The sequence below is a fragment of the Micromonospora sp. CA-111912 genome (assembly GCF_050948415.1).
Lineage (GTDB): Bacteria > Actinomycetota > Actinomycetes > Mycobacteriales > Micromonosporaceae > Micromonospora.
Map to the genome: position 1 here is coordinate 1,336,807 of NZ_CP192007.1, position 19,606 is coordinate 1,356,412.

The 19,606-nt window shown below is 74.1% G+C and carries 20 protein-coding genes; 11 read left to right on the plus strand and 9 right to left on the minus strand.

What is annotated here, in order from left to right:
* The first annotated feature begins 19 nt into the window (after positions 1-19).
* On the plus strand, positions 20-676 hold the full coding sequence (locus ACQPZO_RS06105; protein ID WP_433347818.1) for a hypothetical protein: 657 nt from the start codon (positions 20-22) through the stop codon (positions 674-676).
* Positions 677-718: 42 nt separating this feature from the next.
* Here the strand turns inward: ACQPZO_RS06105 and ACQPZO_RS06110 are convergent, their stop codons facing one another.
* The gene (locus ACQPZO_RS06110; RefSeq protein ID WP_433347820.1) at positions 719-1,639 is read right to left on the minus strand and encodes a cellulose binding domain-containing protein; all 921 of its coding nucleotides are present in this window, start codon (positions 1,637-1,639) and stop codon (positions 719-721) included.
* Positions 1,640-1,814: 175 nt separating this feature from the next.
* The gene (locus ACQPZO_RS06115; RefSeq protein ID WP_433347821.1) at positions 1,815-2,498 is read right to left on the minus strand and encodes an SMI1/KNR4 family protein; all 684 of its coding nucleotides are present in this window, start codon (positions 2,496-2,498) and stop codon (positions 1,815-1,817) included.
* A gap of 87 nt (positions 2,499-2,585) precedes the next feature.
* On the opposite strand from ACQPZO_RS06115, the gene ACQPZO_RS06120 reads away from it, so the two are divergent.
* Positions 2,586-3,101, plus strand: coding sequence for a GNAT family N-acetyltransferase (locus ACQPZO_RS06120; protein ID WP_433347823.1), 516 nt, complete (start codon positions 2,586-2,588; stop codon positions 3,099-3,101).
* Between the two features lie 46 nt (positions 3,102-3,147).
* Here the strand turns inward: ACQPZO_RS06120 and ACQPZO_RS06125 are convergent, their stop codons facing one another.
* Positions 3,148-3,900, minus strand: coding sequence for an SDR family NAD(P)-dependent oxidoreductase (locus ACQPZO_RS06125; protein ID WP_433347825.1), 753 nt, complete (start codon positions 3,898-3,900; stop codon positions 3,148-3,150).
* A gap of 99 nt (positions 3,901-3,999) precedes the next feature.
* Between ACQPZO_RS06125 and ACQPZO_RS06130 the strand changes: the two genes are divergently transcribed.
* Positions 4,000-4,833 (plus strand): helix-turn-helix transcriptional regulator, encoded by an 834-nt coding sequence (locus ACQPZO_RS06130; protein WP_433347827.1) that lies wholly within the window; start codon positions 4,000-4,002, stop codon positions 4,831-4,833.
* Positions 4,834-5,009: 176 nt separating this feature from the next.
* Here the strand turns inward: ACQPZO_RS06130 and ACQPZO_RS06135 are convergent, their stop codons facing one another.
* From ACQPZO_RS06135 to ACQPZO_RS06145, 3 genes are all read right to left on the minus strand, one after another.
* On the minus strand, positions 5,010-5,861 hold the full coding sequence (locus ACQPZO_RS06135) for an aldo/keto reductase (protein WP_433347829.1): 852 nt from the start codon (positions 5,859-5,861) through the stop codon (positions 5,010-5,012).
* 184 nt (positions 5,862-6,045) lie between these two features.
* Positions 6,046-7,266: an endonuclease gene (locus ACQPZO_RS06140; protein ID WP_433347831.1), complete on the minus strand. Its 1,221-nt coding sequence runs from the start codon at positions 7,264-7,266 to the stop codon at positions 6,046-6,048.
* A 53-nt stretch (positions 7,267-7,319) separates the two neighbouring features.
* Positions 7,320-8,294, minus strand: coding sequence for a LysR family transcriptional regulator (locus ACQPZO_RS06145; RefSeq protein WP_433347832.1), 975 nt, complete (start codon positions 8,292-8,294; stop codon positions 7,320-7,322).
* On the opposite strand from ACQPZO_RS06145, the gene ACQPZO_RS06150 reads away from it, so the two are divergent.
* The 8 genes from ACQPZO_RS06150 (at position 8,277) to ACQPZO_RS06185 (ending at position 17,055) form a co-directional block, all read left to right on the plus strand.
* Positions 8,277-9,392 carry a serine hydrolase gene (locus ACQPZO_RS06150; RefSeq protein ID WP_433347834.1) on the plus strand — a complete coding sequence of 372 codons (1,116 nt, stop codon included), beginning with the start codon at positions 8,277-8,279 and terminating at the stop codon, positions 9,390-9,392. The two genes, ACQPZO_RS06145 and ACQPZO_RS06150, sit on opposite strands and share 18 nt — an antisense overlap.
* Before the next feature lie 153 nt (positions 9,393-9,545).
* Positions 9,546-10,526, plus strand: coding sequence for an MBL fold metallo-hydrolase (locus ACQPZO_RS06155; protein ID WP_433347836.1), 981 nt, complete (start codon positions 9,546-9,548; stop codon positions 10,524-10,526).
* A gap of 192 nt (positions 10,527-10,718) precedes the next feature.
* Positions 10,719-12,827, plus strand: a complete 2,109-nt coding sequence (locus tag ACQPZO_RS06160; protein WP_433347838.1) for a N,N-dimethylformamidase beta subunit family domain-containing protein — start codon at positions 10,719-10,721, stop codon at positions 12,825-12,827.
* Positions 12,828-12,967: 140 nt separating this feature from the next.
* The gene (locus ACQPZO_RS06165) at positions 12,968-14,596 is read left to right on the plus strand and encodes an AAA family ATPase (RefSeq protein WP_433347839.1); all 1,629 of its coding nucleotides are present in this window, start codon (positions 12,968-12,970) and stop codon (positions 14,594-14,596) included.
* Between the two features lie 64 nt (positions 14,597-14,660).
* A complete protein-coding gene (locus tag ACQPZO_RS06170) occupies positions 14,661-15,116 on the plus strand; it encodes a hypothetical protein (protein ID WP_433347841.1) in 456 nt (151 codons plus the stop codon).
* Positions 15,113-15,325 carry a DUF2997 domain-containing protein gene (locus ACQPZO_RS06175; RefSeq protein WP_350886408.1) on the plus strand — a complete coding sequence of 71 codons (213 nt, stop codon included), beginning with the start codon at positions 15,113-15,115 and terminating at the stop codon, positions 15,323-15,325. Before ACQPZO_RS06170 ends, ACQPZO_RS06175 begins: the two co-directional genes overlap by 4 nt.
* On the plus strand, positions 15,309-16,382 hold the full coding sequence (locus tag ACQPZO_RS06180; RefSeq protein WP_433347843.1) for a helix-hairpin-helix domain-containing protein: 1,074 nt from the start codon (positions 15,309-15,311) through the stop codon (positions 16,380-16,382). The genes ACQPZO_RS06175 and ACQPZO_RS06180 overlap by 17 nt, the downstream gene beginning before the upstream one ends.
* Entirely contained in the window at positions 16,360-17,055 is a 696-nt protein-coding gene (locus tag ACQPZO_RS06185) for a 4Fe-4S single cluster domain-containing protein (RefSeq protein WP_433347845.1), read from the plus strand. The genes ACQPZO_RS06180 and ACQPZO_RS06185 overlap by 23 nt, the downstream gene beginning before the upstream one ends.
* 52 nt (positions 17,056-17,107) lie before the next feature.
* On the opposite strand, the gene ACQPZO_RS06190 is transcribed toward ACQPZO_RS06185, so the two are convergent.
* From ACQPZO_RS06190 to ACQPZO_RS06200, 3 genes are read right to left on the minus strand one after another with little or no spacing between them, the layout of a single operon-like run.
* Positions 17,108-17,806, minus strand: a complete 699-nt coding sequence (locus ACQPZO_RS06190; RefSeq protein ID WP_433347846.1) for a YqeB family protein — start codon at positions 17,804-17,806, stop codon at positions 17,108-17,110.
* Between the two features lie 2 nt (positions 17,807-17,808).
* Positions 17,809-18,603: an ABC transporter permease gene (locus ACQPZO_RS06195; protein WP_433347848.1), complete on the minus strand. Its 795-nt coding sequence runs from the start codon at positions 18,601-18,603 to the stop codon at positions 17,809-17,811.
* Positions 18,600-19,517 carry an ABC transporter ATP-binding protein gene (locus ACQPZO_RS06200; RefSeq protein ID WP_433347850.1) on the minus strand — a complete coding sequence of 306 codons (918 nt, stop codon included), beginning with the start codon at positions 19,515-19,517 and terminating at the stop codon, positions 18,600-18,602. The genes ACQPZO_RS06195 and ACQPZO_RS06200 overlap by 4 nt, the downstream gene beginning before the upstream one ends.
* Between the last annotated feature and the right edge of the window lie 89 nt (positions 19,518-19,606).

Here is a 19,606-nt window from a genome sequence, read left to right on the forward strand (position 1 = left end):
GGCACAGGGGGTGATCGGCATGGGGATCGCTGGCTGGCCGTCCGAGTGGTCGGTGCGGAAGTTCGGGCCCACCCTCGCGGTGTCTCTGCGCCGGGAGATCCCGGCGGCCCTGCACCGCGCGGTCGAGCTGGCCCGAGGCGCTCGGGAGGCGTCCGAACTGGACACCGACCACGCCTTCGGGCCGGTGCGCTGGAAGCAGCAGTACGAGGTGCTGCACGAGCACCTGCGCGAACTGCCCGACGTGACGGACGTGCATCCTCCCGGCGCGCAGGTGCGGGTGACAATCTGCCGCGACCATCTCCTGCTGCCGTGGCGGTACGCCAAGCGCGCCGACGTGGACATTCGGGACGCCCGGCCCGGCCGTGACCTCAGCCGGCTGATCCGGGACCTGTTGGTGCTCTTCGGGCCGGAGCCCAGCCACGAGGAGGTGCCCCTGCCGATGATGCCGCGCAGCCCCGAGGAGGCCCGCGACCGTGAGCCCCTGCGGGAGATCGTGGAGCAGTTCGCCGCCCGGCCCGAGGTGGTGCTCGTCGGGTTCGCCTGCAACTCCGACGCGGGCCTGCTCCGCGTGTCCTGGGGTGAGGCAGCACTAATCCGCGGCAACGAGCTGGAATGGGGCCACGTCGAGGACCTGCCGCTGCCCGTCGGCCGCTCGCCGCGCCGGCCTGCGGGATGAGGTGAGCAGTACCGCCGTTTCCGCCGGGCTGCGGGTGGTGGTTCAGGTGGCGTACTGGTCGCCGAACTCGCGGACGCCGCCGACGTCGACGGTGATCCGGCTGTTGTCGATCCACGCCCCGGTCGTGGCCCGCCAGCTCGGGTCGTCGCGCTCGTCGATATCGCTCCAGTCGGGCCGGTGGAGGCGGAGCTGAATCGGCCCGGTCGACGCGCCGGGCGCGAGCACCCCGTCGGTGAAGGTCAGCTCCACCCAGCCGGGGGCCGGCGTGCCCGGCAGCGGGTAGCGGGTCGGCGTCGGCGTCGGGCTGGGCGAACTGCTCGGCGGCGGCGGGGGCGGCGGGGGCGGGGGCGAGGGCGGGATGAAGAAGAAGAGTTGGCGTCGGATCCGATCGCAGCCCAACTCCGCCCAGTCGCACGCGGTTGCCAGCGAGACGTTGCCGCCCTCGAAGAGCATGTGGTACCGCACCCGCACGGTGGTGAGGTGCAGCGGCTGCGTACCGGTGTTGGTGACCCGCAGGTCGAACTGGGCCTGGTTGTTTGTCGGCGACCAGTCGGAGTTCAGGTAGCTGACCTTCGCCTTCCCGTACGCGGTGCGCAGGCTGGTGGCGGCCGAGGGGGTGGAGTAGCCGCCGATCGCGTACGCCTGGATCGCGATCCGGTAGTCGGTGCCCGGCGCCAGGTCGGTCAGCGTGATGCTGGAGGTGTCCACGTCACCCAGGCCCCGGTATGTGTGGGGGCCCAGCGGCATCATCACCTGGTATCTGATCGGGCCCGCGCCCTCCGGCTCGTCCACCCAGGTCGAGGGCGTCCACGACAGGGTGAGCCGGTGGGGCTCGTCGACGACCACGACGGGCGCGCCCGGGGTGGTCAGCGCCGGGGTGTCGTCCGCCCGCGCAGCGGTGACGGCGAGCAGGCTCAGCAGGCCGGCGACGGCGGCTGCGGCGATGACGCGACGGACATTCATGATGTCGATGCTAGGGATTTGATTAAGCGACATCAATGTTTGTTCGGCTGGATCTCCGGTTCGGCGGGCACGCGTTGATCTGCGATCTTCGCCGCTGGCGATTCCCGTGAATAGTGTCACCGTCCCGATGGGGCGACCGCTTTGGAGATCTACGCAGGCCGATGGAGTCCCCGGGTCAGGAGCGGGCCGTCCCCGCGACGCGGCGCGTGGCCTCGTCCAGCCAGCGGCGGTACCACCCGGCGAAGCCCAGCGGCGTGCCGTCGTCGTCCAGCAGCGGCTCCAACCCGCCCTGCTCGGCGGTGCCGTCGGCCCACATCGTGCCCCGCGCCGGCCCGGTGACCACCAGGACGTCCCGCAGCGCGCAGCCCTTGTGGCACAGGTACAGCAGGCCGCCGAAGTGCGCCTCGTCGTACATGATCGCGTCGTGCCGCTCCCACCAGGACTCCTCGGCCGCGTCGTACTCCTGCGCCGAGGCGAAGTCGTCCTCCTCGGGCTGCTCGGGCAGATCGTCCGCCTGGTTGAACGCCTCGGTGTAGGGGAACGGCCGCACCAGGGAGTCCGGGGTGGTCATGTCGGCGCCGTCGCCCTCCCACTGCCACCGGCCGTCGACCCGGCGCGGCGGGAACAGCCCGTACGCCGGGCCCGCGCCGCCCCGGCCGGCCTGGAGCAGGAACGACCGGTACTCCGTCGGCAGCTCCACCCGGAACTGGTCCTCCAGCTCGGCCAGCTCCGCCGGGGTCAGCGGCGGCTCCAGCTCCCAGCCGTGCCCGCCCGCCCCGAACACCTCGTCGTCGGCCGCCGGGGCGGCGGCCAGGAGGCCCAGCCTCTGTCGCACGTCGGACCAGTCGTGTCCCGTCACGCCCGAGACCGTACCGACACCCACCGACGCGGCGGGTTGTCGGTGCGGTGAGGTTGACTGTGCGCACCGAGCACGAGGGAGGGCCGCATGGGCGGGACGTCGGCGGGGGTGCGGATCGAGCGGTGGGCCGAGGACGACCTCGGCCTGTTGCGCCAGCTCAACATCCACGAGGTCCGGGAACACACCGGGGGCCCGGAGACCGAGGAACAGGTCGTCGCCCGGCACGCCCGCTACGTGGCCGGCCCCGGCCCCGGCAGCGGGAACATGTTCACCGTCGTGCTGCTGCCCGAGCGGGTCAAGGTCGGCAGCGTCGGCTACTGGGAACGGGTCTGGCACGACGAGCCGGTGTACGAGATGGGCTGGGCGATCCTGCCCGCGTACCAGGGGCGCGGGCTGGCCACCGCGGCGGTGCGCGAGGCGCTGGCCCTGGCCCGCGCCGAGCGGAACCATCGGCACGCCCACGCGTACCCCTCGGTGGGCAACCCACCGTCGAACGCCGTCTGCCGCAAGGCCGGCTTCGCGCTGCTCGGCGAGACCGACTTCGAGTATCCGCCGGGCCGGTGGATGCGCTGCAACGACTGGCGTATCGCGCTCACCGGCTGACCGCCCCCGCCGGCCGGAGCCGCCCCCACGCCGCCGTCCGGTGCCACTACCAGGGCAGGACGCCGTACCCGCCGTCGCCGTTGGCGAGGTGGCCCCAGAGGACGCCGCTCGGGCCGTCCGCCGGCAGCGTCGCCAGGTGCACGCTCACCTCGGCCCCCTCCTGCGGGCTGCGGAACCCGGAATGGCCGTTGAGGTCGGTGGCGCAGTAGCCCGGGTTGGCCGCGTTCACCTTGACCGGGGTGTCCCGCAGCTCCTTGGCGTACATCACGGTCACCATGTTCAGCGCCGCCTTCGAAGACGGGTACGGCACCGAGGTCATCGCGAAGTACGGCCCCGCCGGGTCGGTCATCGTGGCGAGCGAGCCGATCTCGCTGGACACGTTGACGATCCGGGCGGCCGGCGCGCGCAGCAGCAGCGGCAGCAGGGCGTTGGTCACCGCCACCACCCCGAAGACGTTCGTCTCGTACACCCGGCGCAGGATGCCGACGGTGGTGTCGCTGGGCAGCGACCGCTTCCGGTCGCCCAACACGATCCCCGCGTTGTTGACCAGCACGTCCAGCCCGTCGTACCGCTCGGCCACCCACGCGGCGGCGGCGGCCACCGACGCCTCGTCGGTGACGTCCAGCGGCACGGAGGTCGCGTCCACCCCGTCGGCGCGCAGCTTCTGCTCGGCCTCCCGGCCCCGGTCGGCGTCCCGCGCGCCGATCAGCACGGTCATCCCCCGGGCGCCGAGCTGCCGCGCCGTCTCGTACCCGATTCCCTTGTTCGCCCCGGTGATCAGGGCCGTCATCGTCGTCATGCACCGAGCATGCCGCCGTCGGGGGCCGGCCGGGAGAGACGCCTGAGCCTGGGACCGGCGGTACCACCCTCGGCCCGTCGGGCCGGGGCAGACTGGGGCATGACGACGAGCGGACTGCGACGTGACGAGCTGGCGGCGTTCCTGCGCAGCCGGCGGAACCGGCTGCGGCCCGCCGAGGTCGGCCTGCCCGACGGGGTACGCCGCCGCACCCCGGGCCTGCGCCGCCAGGAGGTCGCCCAGCTCGCCGGGATGTCCGTCGACTACTACGTCCGCCTCGAACAGGGGCGCGGCCCGCACCCGTCCCGGCAGGTGCTCGCCGCGCTGGCCCGGGCGCTGCTGCTGACCCGGGACGAGCGGGAGTACCTGTTCCGGGTGGCCGGGGAGAGCCCGCCGCCGTCGCCGGGGCCCAGCCGGGAGGTGTCCGACGGGCTGCGCCACCTGCTCGACAGCATGACGCTGACCCCGGCGTACCTGGTCGACGCGAAGTACGACCTGCTCGCCGTCAACCGGCTGGCCACCTTCTTCGTCGGCGACGGCGCGACCGGGGAGCCGAACATGATCCGCTGGATGTTCCGCCGACCCGACGCGGACGCGTCCTGGGACGACCCGGACGTCCGTCGGTTCGTCCGGACATCGGTGGCCGACCTGCGCGCGGCGTACGGCCGGTACCCGGGCGACCGGGGGCTGGCCGATCTGGTCACCGAGCTGCTCGGCGTCTCGCCGCGGTTCGCCGGGCTCTGGGCCGAGCACGACGTGGCGGAGCGCCGCCCGGTGGTGAAGCGGGTGCCGCACCCCGAGCTGGGGCCGCTGGAGTTCGAGTGCCGGGTGCTGCACGTGCCCGACGCCGACCAACGGCTCATTGTCTACGTGGCCGCTCCGGGCTCGCCGACCGAGACCGCGTTCCACCGGCTCGCCGACCGGGTCGGTTCCTGAGCGGCTGTCCCCACCGGTTCGAACCGTCGGGGCGGAGAGCGCGGCTGGCTCTCCCCGCCGCCGGCCCCCCGTGGCTGTCGCGCCGGCCTGAGGCGAGCGACACGTAGGCCCGGCCGGCTGCGGAAGCGGGCCCCCGCCGGCCGTGGAGGCGGTGACGAGGGCCCCGACGCGTCCGCTCAGTCGGGGAGGTAGTCGAAGGTGTCCGGGTTCGGCCCCTGCCGGCCCGCCTCGCCCCTGTCCAGGCCGCTGATCCGGGCCATCGTCGCGTCGTCCAGCTCGAAGTCGAAGATCCGGAAGTTCTCCTCGATCCGGCTCGGGGTGGTCGACTTGGGGAAGACGATGTCGCCGCGCTGCACGTGCCAGCGCAGCACGACCTGGGCCACGGTCCGGCCGACCTGCCCGGCGATGTCGAGCAGGGTCGGGTCGTCGAGCACCTTGCCCTGCGCGATCGGGGACCACGCCTCGGTGCGGATGTCGTGCGCGCTGCCGTACGCGCGCACCTCCTCGTTGCCGAGGTACGGGTGCACCTCGATCTGGTTGACCGCCGGCACCACGGCCGACTCGGCGGCGAGCCGCTCAAGGTGCGGCACCTGGAAGTTCGACACCCCGATGGAGCGGGCCCGGCCGTCGCGCCGGAACTCCTCCAGGACCTTCCAGGTGGAGACGAAGTCGCCGTCGTAGCGGGTGGGCAGCGGCCAGTGGATCAGGAACAGGTCGATGTGGTCCATCTTCAGCGCCGCGAGCGTGGAGTCGAACGCCCGGCGGGCGTCGTCCGGGCGGTGGAAGCCGTTGTTCAGCTTGCTGGTGACGAAGACCTCGCCCCGGTCCAGGCCGGAGGCGCGGACCGCCTCGCCCACCTCGGCCTCGTTGCCGTACATCTCGGCGGTGTCGATGTGCCGGTAGCCGATCTCCAGGGCCCGGCCGACCGCCTCGGCGGTGTCCTTCGGCTCGATCTGGAACACCCCGAAGCCGAGCTGCGGGATGGTATTGCCGTCGTTGAGCGTGATGTCGGGAATCGTGTTCGCCATTCGGCCGCCTCTTCCATTCGTCCGGGGCCGGCCGGTGCGGGAGCGCTTTCCCGCCCGCCGACCGGTCCGGCCGTGCCACCCGGTTCTCGTACCCCTTCCGGCCGCTTCCTCACGGTCCGGGGCGGGTGATGTGCGACAACCGGGCGGCTCCGGCGGCCCGACGAGCGGGTGGCGCCGGCGGGGGTCACCCCCAGATCGCGGCGGCCCACTCCGGGTGGTCGATGAACGGGTTGCGGTTGCCCTGCCAGCGGTCGTAGATGACCTGGTTGCGGCGCTTCTCGAAGGCGTCCGGCGGGTCGAGCTGGTTCCAGGAGAGCAGCACCGACAGCTTGCCCAGGTACGGGGCGCTGCCGTTGGACACGGAGTTGTTCATCTCCAGGTTCGCCCAGCCGTCGCCGCCCTCGTACCGGATCGCCATGTACATGATCATGCGAGCCACGTCGCCCTTGACGGCGTTGCGCGGCTCGAACGAGTCGGAGTCGGTGTAGCAGCCGGCGGCCTCGGAGACGGCGCTGCCGCCGTTGTCGAAGTCCTTGTTGCCGCGCGTGGAGTTGACCGAGACGTCCTCGGGGCGCAGGTGGTGCACGTCGGTGCCCGGCCCGGTGGCGGTGCCGAAGTTCCCGTGCGACTTGGCCCAGACGTGCTCCCGGTTCCAGTCGTTGACCCCGCCGCCGTTGGTGGTCTTGCTCTGCGACCGGCCGGTGTAGAGCAGCAGCACGTTGTTGGCGTTAGCCGGGTCCTGGTCGGTGTCCTTCAACGCGTCCCACACCTGGTCGTAGCTGAGCTTCGTCTGCGGGCTGATGATGGTGTGCAGCGAGTTGCGCAGCGCGGTGCCCGTCTTGCCGACGGCGTTGACGTAGTACGTCGAGTCGTACGGGCCGGAGCTGCCGGTCGGGCTGGGCGTCGGGGTGGGCGTGGCGGTGGGGGTGGCGGTCGGCGTCGGGGTGGGCGTCGGGCCGGGGGTGTCGCCGCCGAGGCTCATCGCGGTCGGGTTCTTCAGCCCGCCGTGGCTGAAGTACGCGGTCAGCGCCCCGGTGGTGGTGATCTGCCTGCCCCGCAGCCCCGGGTTGGTCAGCAGCCCGAAGCCAGTCCGGTACGCGGCGGTCACCTGGACGTAGAGCATCCTGCTCGTGCTGGTCTCGGCGGCGGTGTCGGCGATGGCGATCGCCGTGTCCGCCGTGTAGCCGGACGTGATCACCGTGGACGTCGCGGTCGGTTGGCCGATGACGTACCCGGTGACGGTGGCCGCGCGGCCGTCCTGGGCGGCCAGCGCCTGAGCGACGGTCAGCGAGGCCGCCGCCGAGGCGGAGGTGCTCGCCACGACGGGTGTCACCAGGGCCACGGCCAGTGCGAACGCCGTGATCAGCCGCCCGGGTAGCGAGCGGGTGACGCTCTTTGTATTCATGGTCAGCGATGTTAGCGGCGGAGGCCTGACCACCGGGAGAGCGCCGGAAAACTTTACGGGGGTGAATTCGCCGATCGGGGTTCGAACAGCACCGGCCAGGGGCGCAAAGCAGGGGTGAGCGGGGCGGTCGGCCGCGTCGGCTCCGCGTCGGCCAGCACCTCGGCGGCCAGCTCCCCGAACACCGGCGCGGCGGGGTGGCCGGCGCGCTGCGGCCAGGCCGCCGAGGTGCGCTTCACCAGCGGCGACCCCGCAACCGGCCGCCAGGCGATGCGCGGCTCCCGGCGGACCGTCGCCGCCGGCTCGACGGCCACCGCCCCGCCGGCCAGCACCAACCCGAACAGGAACTCCGGGTTCCGGGCCGGCCGCACCCGCCGGGGCGTGAAGCCGTGCCGCCGGCACACGTCCAGGACGTGGTCGTGCCACTGGGGCGCCGTCGTCCGGGGCGCGGCGATCAGGTCCAGGCCGGCCAGCGTCGCCAGCTCGACCTCCCGGGGCCGCGCCAGCGGCGACGCGCGGGGCAGCACCACCCCCAGCGGTACGGCCACCGCCGGCCCGAACCGCAGCCCGTCGGCACTGACCGGGTGGTGCACCAGCCCCACGTCCAGCCGCCGCTGCGCGAGCATCCGGACCTGCTCGGCGCTGGTCAGCTCGTGCAGGTCGACGTCCAGGCCGGGGGCCCGCGCGGCGAGCCGGTCCAGCAGCTCACGCAGCGTCACCGCTGGGGTCTCCGGCGGCACCCCGGCCCGCAGTACCCCGAGCGTCCCGGCCCGGACCTGGCGCATCAGGTCGCGCGCCCGCTGCTCGGCGGCGAGCAGCTCATCGGCCTCGCCGAGCAGGAGTTGACCGGCGGTGGTCAGCCGCACCTGCCGGCGGGACCGGTCGAACAGCTCGACCGTCAGCTCCCGCTCCAGCCGCTGGATCGACTGGCTCAGCGGCGGCTGCGCCATGCCCAGCGTCTCGGCCGCCCGGCCGAAGTGCAGCTCGCGGGCGACCACCACGAAGTGCCGCAGGTGCCGGAGCAGGTCCACGGCCGCCGACCCTACGCCAGCGTCCCGACCGGCGGGGCGGGGAACCGGGTGGGCGGACGCCCGGGCCTCGCCCGCCGGTACGGTGCCGGGGTGACGGTGGGGGAGCGGATCGCGGACGTCTTCGGCCGAGCCGGGGTGGCCGCCAGCCTGCACGTGGTCGACGTCGACGACGACCCGGAACGGGCCCTCGTCGACGCAGACCCGGGGCGGGCAGGCGACGCGGACCCGGGGCGGGTGGGCGGCGCGGAACCGAAACGGGTGGGCGGCGACGTGGGCCCGGGGCGGGTGGGCGGACCGGCCCGCGAGGTGGCGGTGCGCGCCGACGAGCAGGTGGTCATCGCGTCGGTCTTCAAGATCCTTCTGGTGCTGGAGTTCGCCCGGCAGGCCAGCGTCGGGCAGCTCGACCCGACCGAGCGGGTGCTGGTCCGGGCGGCGGACCGGCTCGGCGGCTGGGGGGTGGCCGGCTGCGCCGACGACGCCGAGGTGTCGCTGCGCGACCTGGCGTACTTCGCCATGTCGGTCAGCGACAACACGGCCGCCGATCTGCTGCTGCGCCGGGTCGGCCGGGACGTGCTGCCGATGCTCGCCGCCGAGCTGGGGCTGCCGCGCACCCGGATCGTCGGCGGGCCCCGCGAGCTGGTGGAGACGATGCTCGCCGACGTGGGGGCCCGCACCGAGGCGGAGTTCGCCCGGATCTTCCCCACCCTCTCCGACGAGCGGGTCCGGGCCATGCGGGTGCTCGACCCCGCGCACACCACGTCGAGCACCGCCCGGGAGATGACCCGGCTGCTCGGCCTGATCTGGCGCGACGAGGCCGGTCCGGCGCCGGCCTGCGCGACGGTCCGGGAGCTGATGGACCGGCAGCTCTTCTGGACCCGGCTCGCCTCCGGCTTCCCGCCCGGCGTGCGGGTCCGCGCCAAGACCGGCACCCTGCCCGGCCTGCACCTGGAGGCCGGGGTCGCCGAGTACCCCGACGGTCGCCGGTACGCGATGGCGGTGTTCGCCCGCACCGAACGGCTGGCTACCCGCCGCATCGACGTGGACCTGGCCATGGGCGAGGCGGCGCGGATCGCCGTCGAGGCCCTGCGCGACGGCTGATTTCCCGGCCCGTCGCCGCCGGACAGGGGTGCTGGGCTGGGCCGATACCCGATCGCATATCGGCCGTGCGTGCCGTCGATCTTGGACGCGGCCGGGGCCGCGGTGGTGAGGTCGAGGGGTCCCACCCGCACGACCTGACGGGGAGAATCCACCATGCCCGAGAACCACCTCGACCGCCGCCGCCTGCTGCGCGACGCCGCTACCGGAGCCGCCCTGGTCACCGTCGGCGGCCTCGCCGCCACCGGACCGGCAGCCCCGGCCCGGGCCGCCGCGCCCGCCCCGGCCCCCGCCCCCCGCCGCCCCGGAGCCGTCAGCTTCCGCTGGTGGGGCACCTCGGGCTGGCGGATCGACATCGGCGACCGGACGGTGCTGGTCGACCCGTACCTCAGCCGGTACGACACCGGGCTGTTCACCGGGAAGTTCAACCAGGAGACGCCGCTCACCGTCGCCGAGGACGTCCTCGGCCGGTACGTCGACCGGGCCAGCACGATCCTGGTCACCCACACCCACTGGGACCACTTCAACGACGTGCCCCGGATCGCCCAGCGCACCGGCGCCCGGGTGTTCGGCACGCTCACCGCGTACCACCTCGGGCTGGCGTACGGGCTGCCGGTCGGGCAGCTCAGCCCGGTCAAGGGCGGGGAGGTGCTCCAGTTCGGCGACCACACCGTCGAGGTGGTCGGCTCGCTGCACAGCCGCAACGCGTCGTACTCGATGGCCTTTCCCGGGGTGCGGGTGACCCCGCCGGCCCGGCCCGAGACGATCGCCGACCTGCCGGAGGGCGACACCCTCGCCTACCAGGTGCGGATCGCCGGCGGCCCGGCGGTGTTCTTCATGGGTGCCAGCGACTTCGTCGAGCGCGACCTCGCCGGGCTGGCCCCGGACGTGGCGATGGTCGCCCTCCAGTCCAGCACCGCCACCGCCGACTACGTGGCCCGGCTGATGGCCGCCCTCGACCACCCGAAGGTCGTGGTGCCGGTGCACTGGGACAACTTCGAGACGCCGCTGGTCAACCCGCCGACGGTCGCGCCGGCCGACCGCGAACGGCTCGACGCGCTGATCGCGGCGGTGCGCGCCGTGTCCCCCCGTACCAGGGTGCTGGTGCCGGAGTACGGCACGGCGTACCGCTTCTGAGCCCGGTCGCCAGTTGGCCCGGCGGGGGTCGGGGTCCGTGCGGCCCCGGCCCCCGCGCGGGTGCGTGCCGCCGCCCGATGATCGATCGACCGCAGTCGGGCAGTGACCGTCCGGTGTGGAATCCCGCCCCCGCCGACGCGTGAAGCGTGGAAAACTACGGCGGCCGGGATGACGCACTGATGGGACGGCACTATGGAAATGTCACGCCGCGATCTCCTCCGGGCCGCCGGCATCGCCGGCGCCGCCATGACCCCGTTGGTGGGGGCGGGTGAGGCACTGGCCGCCGACCGGGCTGTCGGAGCAGGAGAAGCGGCGGGCCCGGAGTACGACCCGCAGCAGCGCTTCGTCCAGGTGGTCGGCGGGGGCAGCGGGGTGCTGTACGGCATCCGCGCCGACGGCGCCCTGCTCTGGTACCGCCACGTCGACTGGCAGACGGTGGGCACCACCTGGGCCAGCGGCTCGGGACGGATCATCGGCGACGGTTTCCACCAGTTCGTCAGCGTCTTCGGTGGCGTCGACGGCTCGCTGTACTGCCTGCGTGGCGACGGCACGCTGCACCGCTACCGCTACGTCTGCTCGAACCTCGAGACCGGCGCCGGCTCCTGGGCCGCCCCGAACGGGGTGCAGATCGGCAACGGGTTCGACAAGTACCCACGCCTGTTCGGCTTCAACGGCTACGTCTACGGGGTCACCGCGGCCGGCGACGTGTACGCCTACCGGTTCAATCCGACGACCGGCACCTGGATCAACGGCTCCGGCACGCTGATCGGCAACTTCAAGACCTACCAGCTCTACGCCGACGACAGCGGTGTCGTCTACGCGGTCCGGTACGGCTACGTCTACTGGCACCGGTACACCGGCGGGGCCTGGGCCTCCGGTTCCGGGATGCAGATCGGCAGCGGGTTCACCAACCTGATGTACGTGGGGCTGATCGCGGCCGGGCAGGGCGCGCTCTACGGGGTCAACCCGGGCGTCTCCACCCAGTCGTGGCCGGGCAGCCTGGTGGAGTACCGGCTGAACAACTGGACCACGGCCGGCGCGGACCAGTCGGCCTCGTGGGCCAACGGCGGCGCGGGGAAGATCGTCAACGCGGGCTGGACGATCCAGCGGACCGCCGCGCTGCAGGGCTACACCCGGACGAACAGCGTGCGGCCCGGCGAGACCGTCCACATCGCCACGTCGAGCACCTTCGCCACGTTCACCGCGACGATGGTGCGGGTGGCACCGAGCGCCGCCGCCCCGGTGGAGGTCGCCGCGCCCGTGACGGTCGCCGGTGGCGTGCAACCGGTGCCGACGGGTTTCGTGCACACCGGCTGCGGCTGGGCCGACACCCTCTCGGTGCCGATCCCCGCCGACCTGCCCTCCGGGCTGTACGCCATGCGGCTGGAGGGCCCGCACGGGTTGCGGCGTCACCTGCCCTTCATCGTCAAGCCGGTCGTGCCCGCCAACCGCGTCGCCCTCATCTTCCCGACGAACACCTACCACGCCTACAACACGTACGGGAACCACAGCCAGTACTGCTCCGACCTCACCGGCGTACGCACCCTGTCGCTGCGGCGCCCCTCGACGGAGCTGAACGTCGAGGTCACCGGCAACATGGAGCACACGCTCTACTCGGACGTCCTGCTGACCCGCTGGATGACCGAGGAGAACATCGGCTTCGACTCGTACAACGACACCGATCTGCACCTGATCGCCGACTGGTCCCCGTACGACGCCGTCGTGCTGGGCAGCCACCCCGAGTACTGGTCCGAGGCGATGCGGCAGCACATGATCGCCTATGTCGCGGGCGGTGGGCGGCTGATCTACACGGGCGGCAACGGCGTCTACGAGCGGGTGTCGTTCAGCGCCGACCTGGGTCGGGTCAACTTCCGCAAGACCACCGGCGCGCGGGACGTCCTCAGTGGCGTCGGGATGCCCGCCTCCGAGCTCATCGGCGTGAACTACATCGACGACAGTTGGTTCACGTTCGCGCCCTACCGGGTGGTCAACAACCACGCCCTGCTCGCCGGCACCGGGCTCGCCGTGGGTGACCAGTTCGGCCATGCCGGGTACAACGGCGCCGCCAGCGGGTGGGAGGTGGACACCTTCCTCGGGCTCGCCGGTGAGGCGACCGAGGCACAGGTCATCGCGCGGGGCACCAACCCGGGCGGCGGCGCCTCGATGGTCTTCATGGAGAAGCCCAACGGCGGCTTCGTGTTCAGCGCGTCCTCCATCACCTTCAACGGCGCGCTCGCGACGGACGCCGCGGTGTCGACGATCCTGCGCAACGTGTTCACGCTCGCGTTGCCGGGCACGTAGGGCACCGGGGAAATTGCCCTCGCCGGTGGGGTCGGCGGGCGGAGCGCCGCAGGTCGTGCCGTCGGCGGCACCAGCCCGCCCCTCGATCTGTCCGGTGCTAGAGTCTGCGCGGTCCGGCGACGCTTCGGGGAGGATCGGCGATGGCGACGGCCTTCCGCGACGCCCTGTCCCAGTTACTCAAGGCCCGCGTGCCGGTGCTCCAAATCTGCTCGTACGAGGAACAGCGGGTGCTCGCCGAGATCGCCGCGGTCGCCCACGACGCCGCCCGGGTGCGCACTCCGCGCGGGGTCTGGACCTGGTCGGCGACCCGGGGTCTGGTGCCGCCCGACGGCAACCGGCGACAGGGCACCACCGATCCGGTGGCCGCCCTCGACGCGGCCTGGCGGATCGACGAGCCGGCCCTGGTCGTCCTCGCCGACCTGCACCCCGCGCTCGGCGCCGGTGGCCGCCCGGCCGACCCCGGGGTGGTGCGCCGGCTGCGTGAGCTGGCCGTCGCCTACCGCAGCGGCCCCGTGCCGCGCACCCTGCTGCTGTTGTCCCCGGTGTCGGACCTCCCGGTCGAGCTGACCAAGGACGTCACGGCGGTCGATTTCCCGCTGCCCACCGAGCCGGAGATCCGCGCGGTGCTGGAGGGGATCATCGCCGCCAACGCGACGACCGGGCGTATCCGCATCGACCTGGACGAGCGGGGCCGGGAACGGCTGGCCAAGGCGGCCCTCGGGCTGACCCTGCACGAGGCGGAGAACGCGTTCGCCCGCGCCATGGTGGATGACGGCGTGCTCGACGCCCGCGACCTGCGGCTCGTGCACGAGGAGAAGCGGCAGGCCGTCCGGCGCAGCGGGCTGCTGGAGTTCCTCGACGCCCCGGTGCCGCTGGGCGACGTCGGCGGCCTGGAGAACCTCAAGCGCTGGCTGGCCAAGCGGGACGGCTCCTGGCTCGCCGAGGCCGCCGGGTACGGGCTGCCGGCCCCACGCGGCGTCCTGATCACCGGCGTCCCCGGCTGCGGAAAGTCGCTGACCGCGAAGGCGGTCGCCGCCGCCTGGGGGCTGCCGCTGCTGCGGCTGGACATCGGCAAGGTCTTCGCCGGGCTGGTCGGCTCCAGCGAGCAGAACATGCGCGAGGCGATCCGGGTCGCCGAGGCGACCGCGCCCTGCGTGCTCTGGCTGGACGAGATCGAGAAGGGCTTCGCCGGTGGCGCGGGCGGCGACTCGGGCACCTCCGCCCGGGTCTTCGGCTCGTTCCTGACCTGGATGCAGGAGAAGACCCGTCCGGTCTTCGTCATCGCCACCGCCAACGACTTCGCCGCCCTCCCGCCGGAGCTGCTGCGCAAGGGACGCTTCGACGAGATCTTCTTCGTCGACCTGCCGACCCGGGCCGAACGCGCCTCGATCTGGAGCCTGCACATCGCCCGCCGGCTGCGGCACCCGGCCGTGGCCGGGGAGCTGACCGTCGACCCTGGACTGCTGGCCGAGCTGTCCGGGCTCAGCGACGGCTACTCCGGCGCGGAGATCGAGCAGGCCGTCGTCGCCGGGCTCGTCGACGCGTACGCGGAGCGCCGGCCGCTGCGCCGCGACGACCTGTTGCGCGCACTCGTCAACATGGTTCCGTTGAGTGTCACCCAGGCCGAGCGGATCACCGCCGTACGGAACTGGGCGGAACACCGGGCGGTCGCCGCGACCGCCGCCGAGGACTGGGACCTCGAACCCCGTCCGTCGGGTGGCCCGGGGCTGCCGGGCGGCGGGCACGGGGGCCGGGCGGTGGAGTTCTGATGCCGGTCCCCGCCCCCATCATCATCATCACCACCACCACGACGACGACGACAGGAGAGCGCCGGTGAGCATCTCGCTGATACTCGTACCCCTGGCGGTGGCCACCGTGGCCGCCGCGCACGCCGCCACCGCCGACCGCGACGGCGAGGGCCGGGTGGTCTGCCAGGTGCAGACCCGGATGCGTGACGAAACGCTGCTCGCCGCCGCGCTGCGGGACACCGGCGCGGCGGTGACCGCCGCCACCGACGAGATCACCGCCGACTGGGCCGGGGTACGGGCCGGCTTCCGCCGCGGCCCGGACGGCATCTGGACCGCGCACCTCAGCGGCGAGGTCGACGAGGAGCGGGCGGTGGAGATCGTCCGGTCGGTCGACGCCGCGTACGGGCGGCAGGTGCAGGGCGCGGTGCTGGAACGGCTGCGGGCCCAGGCCCCGGCCGCCGGGCTGCGACTGGAGTCGGAGCAGGTCACCGAGGACGCCTCGGTCCGGCTCGTCTTCGCCGTGCAGGAGCGGGACCGGTGACCGGCCAGCCCCGCGTCGTCGTCACCGTCAACCCGGACGGCTCGGTCAGCGCCGAGACCCAGGGCCTGCTCGGCGAGAGCTGCCTCGACTACGTGGCCGTGCTGGAGGACCTGCTCGACGCGCGGACGGTGCGCAGCGCGTACACGGCCGACCGCGACCGGGTGGCCACCGTCGTCGCCGACGAGCAGCACGATGTCGACCGCGCCTGACGGTTGGCCGCCGGGCTGGCCGCCCGCGTCGGGCCCACCGGCGTACCCGCCGCCGCCCGGCCCGCCCGGGTATCCGCCCCCGCCCGCTCCCGGCCCGAAGGGGTACCAGCCGCCGGCCGGTCCGCCCACCTGGGCCGGCGCGCCGCCGGTGCGCTCGCCCGGGGTCAGCGTCTGGTGGCGGCTGCGGCACAGCTGGTGGGTGCTGTTTCCGATCCTCGGGTTCAGCTGCTTCGGCGGGATCGGCTTCCTCTACGTCGGCATCCGGGCCCGGCGCGCGGCGTGGTGGATCTCCGGCATCGTCTACCTGCTCGTCGGCTGGGGCAGCCTCATCGGGCTCGAAGCCGTCGAGAAGGAGAGCGCCGCCAGCGCCTGGTGCGTCGGCCTGTGGCTCGTGGCCTGGATCGTCAGCATCATGCACGCCCTCGTGGTCAACGTGTACTGGTTGCAGTGGCGGGCCGGCCACCGGCCCTGGTACACCCGGCCCGCGCCGGGCTGGCCCGGGTCCGCGTACCCGCCCGGGGCCCTCGCCCCGCCGCCCGGCCCGCAGGTGGGCGGCGGCTTCGGCAGCCCCGTCTCCGGCCCGCTCGCCGTCGGGCAGCAGGGCGGGTACTGGGCCACCGGCGAGGCCGCGACCAAGGTCCCCGTCGACCCGACCGCCGGCCCGCCGCCGTCGACGCCGCTCCCCATGGTCGACCCGACCGCCGCGCCCCTGAGCTTCGGCACGCCGCTGAGCTTCGGGACGCCGGTCTTCGGCCCGCCCCCCACCCCGCCGTCGACCGCGGTGGGAACGCCGGCCGCCGCGCCGTCCCCGGTGGAGGTCAACGCCGCCGGGGCCGGGCAGCTCGCCGCGCTGCCCGGCTTCGACGCCGCCCGCGCCGGGCGGGTGCTCGCCGCCCGGGAGGCCCGCCGGGGGTTCGGCAGCGTCGCCGAGTTCGCCGCCGCCGCCGAGCTGGCCCCGCACGAGTACGCCCGCCTGCGCGACCTGCTCGTCTGCGTGCCGCCCGCCGGCCCGCCCGCCCACCCGGGGACGTCCGGTGGACGCGTACTCGATTTCTGAGACCGGCCCGGTGCGGCGCTCCGCCGCCGGGCCCGGCCGGGTGGCGCTGGCCCGGTTCCTCGCGTCGACCCGGGCCGAGGGGCCCGGCGAGCGGACCGCCCTGTGGGTGCAGGGCTGCGCGATCCGCTGCCCGGGCTGCTTCAACCCCCAGCTCTGGACCTTCCGGGGCGGGGAACTCGTCGCGCCGGCCGACCTGGTCGAGCGGGTCCTCGCCGCCGGCACACAGGGGGTGACCCTGCTCGGCGGCGAACCGTTCGACCAGGCCGGCGCCCTGGCCGAGATGGCCGCCGGGGTGCGCCGGGCCGGCCGGTCGGTGATGACCTTCACCGGCTACACCCGCGACGGCCTGCGCCGCGCCGTCGACAGCGGACGCGAAGACGTGGCAGCCCTGCTGGCCGAGACCGACCTGCTGGTCGCCGGGCCGTTCCGGGCCGACCTGGTGGACACCGACCGGCCCTGGGTGGGCTCCACCAACCAGGAGTTCGCGCTGCTCAACGACCGCTTCCCGGGGCTGCTCGACGAGCTGCCCGAGACACCGGACCGGGTCGAGGTGACCGTCGACGCCACCGGCCGGGTCTCGGTCAACGGCTGGGCCGAGGTCGACGCGCTGGACGAGCTGCTGGCCTCGGTGGGCCGCCCCCAGCGCCGGTCGGCCAACGCCGAGCGCCGGTAGCCGTAGCCCGCTCGGACCAGCGCGCCGAGCAGGCACCACACCGGGGGGACTCTCACTCCGGGGCCGCCCGGCGGGTCAGCCGCCAGTACTGCCGCTTCTCCTCGTCCCGCACCACCACCCCGAGCCGGGCCAACTCCCGCCGCAGGTCGTCGGCGTCCCCGCGCCGGCCCCGGTCCACCGCCCGCTGCCGCGCCCGCAACAGGGCGTCCGCCCCCGCCGGCAGCCCCGGCAGCCCGTCCACCCACCGCCGGTACGCGTCCCGGTGCGGGTCCGCGTCCGCCCACGGCCAGCCGTGCCCCCGGAACGCGGCGGCCAGCCGCCCGGCGCTCACGTCGCCGCGCTCCCGGGCCAGCTCCTCCTCCCCGTCGCCCAGCAGCACCAGGTCCCGCCGGTCGACGAACACCACCCGCACGGCCTGGCGGGAAAACTCCTGGTCCCGTCCGTCGCGGCGCAGCCGGACCCGGTCCGCGTCCACCTCGACCCGCAGCCGCTCCCAGGTGCCGATTCCGGCGACGACGAGCCCGGCCAGCGCGCCGAGCGCCAGCGCCCCGGCCTTGGCCCAGGGCTGGGACAGCCCGGCCAGCAGCTCGAACCAGCCCTGCGCGGGCACCCACGGCAGCCCGGCGACCGGGCCGGCGACGACGGTGAGCAGCCAGCCGGCGCCGGCCCCGACCAGCGGGAAGCCGCCCCACATGACCGCCAGCTCGCCCGCCCCGCCGTCGACCCGCGTCGGCGTGTCCCCGGCTCCCACGGTCAGGACACCTCCCGGCGCAGCGTGCGGACCAGCCCGGCCGCCAGCGGCAGCACCGTCCAGACCAGCACCGACACGGCCATCCGCCCCCACTGACCGGCCGTCACCTCCGGGCCGAAGAGCGGCTCCATGGCGACGCTGGTGTCCAGCCAGCGGGCTGGCTCCCGCAGCGCCGCGACCATGCCGGCCAGCACCGCCCAGACCGTCGGCAGCAGCAGGTAGGTGACCACCGCCAGCGGGGTGTTCAGCAGCAGCAGGCCGAACGCCGTGCCCATCAGCACCCCCAGCACCTGCAGGACCACCGCGTGGAACAGCCGGGCGCCCTCGAACGACCAGTCGCCCGACCCGCCCGTCGCCTTCGCGACCAGCGTGCCGAGCGCGGCGACGGCCAGGGTGACCAGCACCGACGCCAGCGCGGCCAGCACCACCGCGGCGAGCTTCGCGACGACCACCCGCTCCCGGCGGGGCACCAGCGCGTACGTGGTCAGCGCCGTGCGCTGGGACCACTCCCCGGTGATCGACAGGATGCCCAGCACCGGCAGGAGCAGGCCGGCGGGGAGCAGCTGCGGGACGAAGAACGCGGTGAACGTCTGTTCGTCGTCGGCCAGCACCCACAGCTGCACCACGACGATCGCGACGGAGATCAGGCCGATGCTGGCCAGCAGCCACCGTCCGGCCCGGGTGTCGACGAGCTTGCGCAGCTCCACGGCGGTCAGCCGGGTCAGCGACGGTCCGCGTACCCCCGGGTGAGCCGCCGGGGCGACCGCGGGTGCGGTGGGGGCGGTGCTCGCGCTCATGCGGTGGTCTCCTTCGTCGACGTGCCGCCGGTGAGGGTGAGGAAGAGCTGTTCCAGGCCACCGCCGCCGGCCGGGCGCAGCTCGGTGAGGGCGACCCCCGCGTCCGCCGCTGCCTGCCCGACCACGCCGGGCTCGGCTTGGACCAGCAGGCCGCCGCCGGGCGACGCGGCCGGGCCGGCGGCGACCGTCGCGGCGAGACCCGCGTCAGCCAGCGCCCGCCGCAGGGCCTCCCCGTCGCGGGCCCGGACCAGCGTGCCGGCGTCGGCCAGCAGCTCGTCCGTGCCGCCGGAGGCGACCACCCGACCACCCCCGATCACCACCAACTGGTCGGCCACCGCCTCCACCTCCCTCAGCAGGTGGGAGGAGAGCAGCACGGCGCCGCCCCGGTCGGCGAAGTCGCGCAGCAGGCCGCGCATCCAGAAGATGCCCTCCGGGTCCAGGCCGTTCGCCGGCTCGTCCAGGATCAGCACCCGGGGGTCGCCCAGCAGCGCGTGCGCCAGGCCGAGCCGCTGCCGCATCCCCAACGAGTACGCCCCGACGCGCCGCCGCGCGGCACCCGCGCCCAGCCCGACATGGTCGAGCTTCACGTCGACCTCCCGCCGGGGCACGCCCATCGTGGCGGCGGCCAGCGTCAGCACCTCCCGTCCGGTCCGCCCGGAGTGCTGCGCCGAGGCGTCCAGCAGCACCCCGACCACCCGGCCCGGGTTCGCCAGCCGCCGGTACGGCACTCCACAGACGGTGGCGGTGCCCGCGCTCGGCGGGGCCAGCCCGCAGATCATCCGCATCGTGGTGGACTTGCCGGCCCCGTTCGGGCCGAGGAAGCCGGTGACGCTGCCCGGCGCGCAGGTGAAGCTGACGTCGTCGACGGCGGCGCGACCGCCGTACCGCTTGGTCAGATGCTCAACTTCGATCATGGGTCGAGCCTGCCCGCGCCACCCGGCCGGGCGCTGCGGTCACCGGTCGAGAACCACGTCGACCTCCGGCCACGGCCGGCGTCGACTTT

What these genes read in the sequence shown, in the direction of transcription:
- ACQPZO_RS06155 (WP_433347836.1), top strand. Translation starts at nt 9,546, where the DNA reads ATGCCCGAGAACCACCTCGACCGCCGCCGCCTGCTGCGCGACGCCGCT.
- ACQPZO_RS06130 (WP_433347827.1), top strand. Translation starts at nt 4,000, where the DNA reads ATGACGACGAGCGGACTGCGACGTGACGAGCTGGCGGCGTTCCTGCGC.
- ACQPZO_RS06125 (WP_433347825.1), bottom strand. Translation starts at nt 3,900, where the DNA reads ATGACGACGATGACGGCCCTGATCACCGGGGCGAACAAGGGAATCGGG.
- ACQPZO_RS06135 (WP_433347829.1), bottom strand. Translation starts at nt 5,861, where the DNA reads ATGGCGAACACGATTCCCGACATCACGCTCAACGACGGCAATACCATC.
- ACQPZO_RS06105 (WP_433347818.1), top strand. Translation starts at nt 20, where the DNA reads ATGGGGATCGCTGGCTGGCCGTCCGAGTGGTCGGTGCGGAAGTTCGGG.
- ACQPZO_RS06200 (WP_433347850.1), bottom strand. Translation starts at nt 19,517, where the DNA reads ATGATCGAAGTTGAGCATCTGACCAAGCGGTACGGCGGTCGCGCCGCC.
- ACQPZO_RS06110 (WP_433347820.1), bottom strand. Translation starts at nt 1,639, where the DNA reads ATGAATGTCCGTCGCGTCATCGCCGCAGCCGCCGTCGCCGGCCTGCTG.
- ACQPZO_RS06180 (WP_433347843.1), top strand. Translation starts at nt 15,309, where the DNA reads ATGTCGACCGCGCCTGACGGTTGGCCGCCGGGCTGGCCGCCCGCGTCG.
- ACQPZO_RS06195 (WP_433347848.1), bottom strand. Translation starts at nt 18,603, where the DNA reads ATGAGCGCGAGCACCGCCCCCACCGCACCCGCGGTCGCCCCGGCGGCT.
- ACQPZO_RS06160 (WP_433347838.1), top strand. Translation starts at nt 10,719, where the DNA reads ATGGAAATGTCACGCCGCGATCTCCTCCGGGCCGCCGGCATCGCCGGC.
- ACQPZO_RS06140 (WP_433347831.1), bottom strand. Translation starts at nt 7,266, where the DNA reads ATGAATACAAAGAGCGTCACCCGCTCGCTACCCGGGCGGCTGATCACG.
- ACQPZO_RS06120 (WP_433347823.1), top strand. Translation starts at nt 2,586, where the DNA reads ATGGGCGGGACGTCGGCGGGGGTGCGGATCGAGCGGTGGGCCGAGGAC.
- ACQPZO_RS06165 (WP_433347839.1), top strand. Translation starts at nt 12,968, where the DNA reads ATGGCGACGGCCTTCCGCGACGCCCTGTCCCAGTTACTCAAGGCCCGC.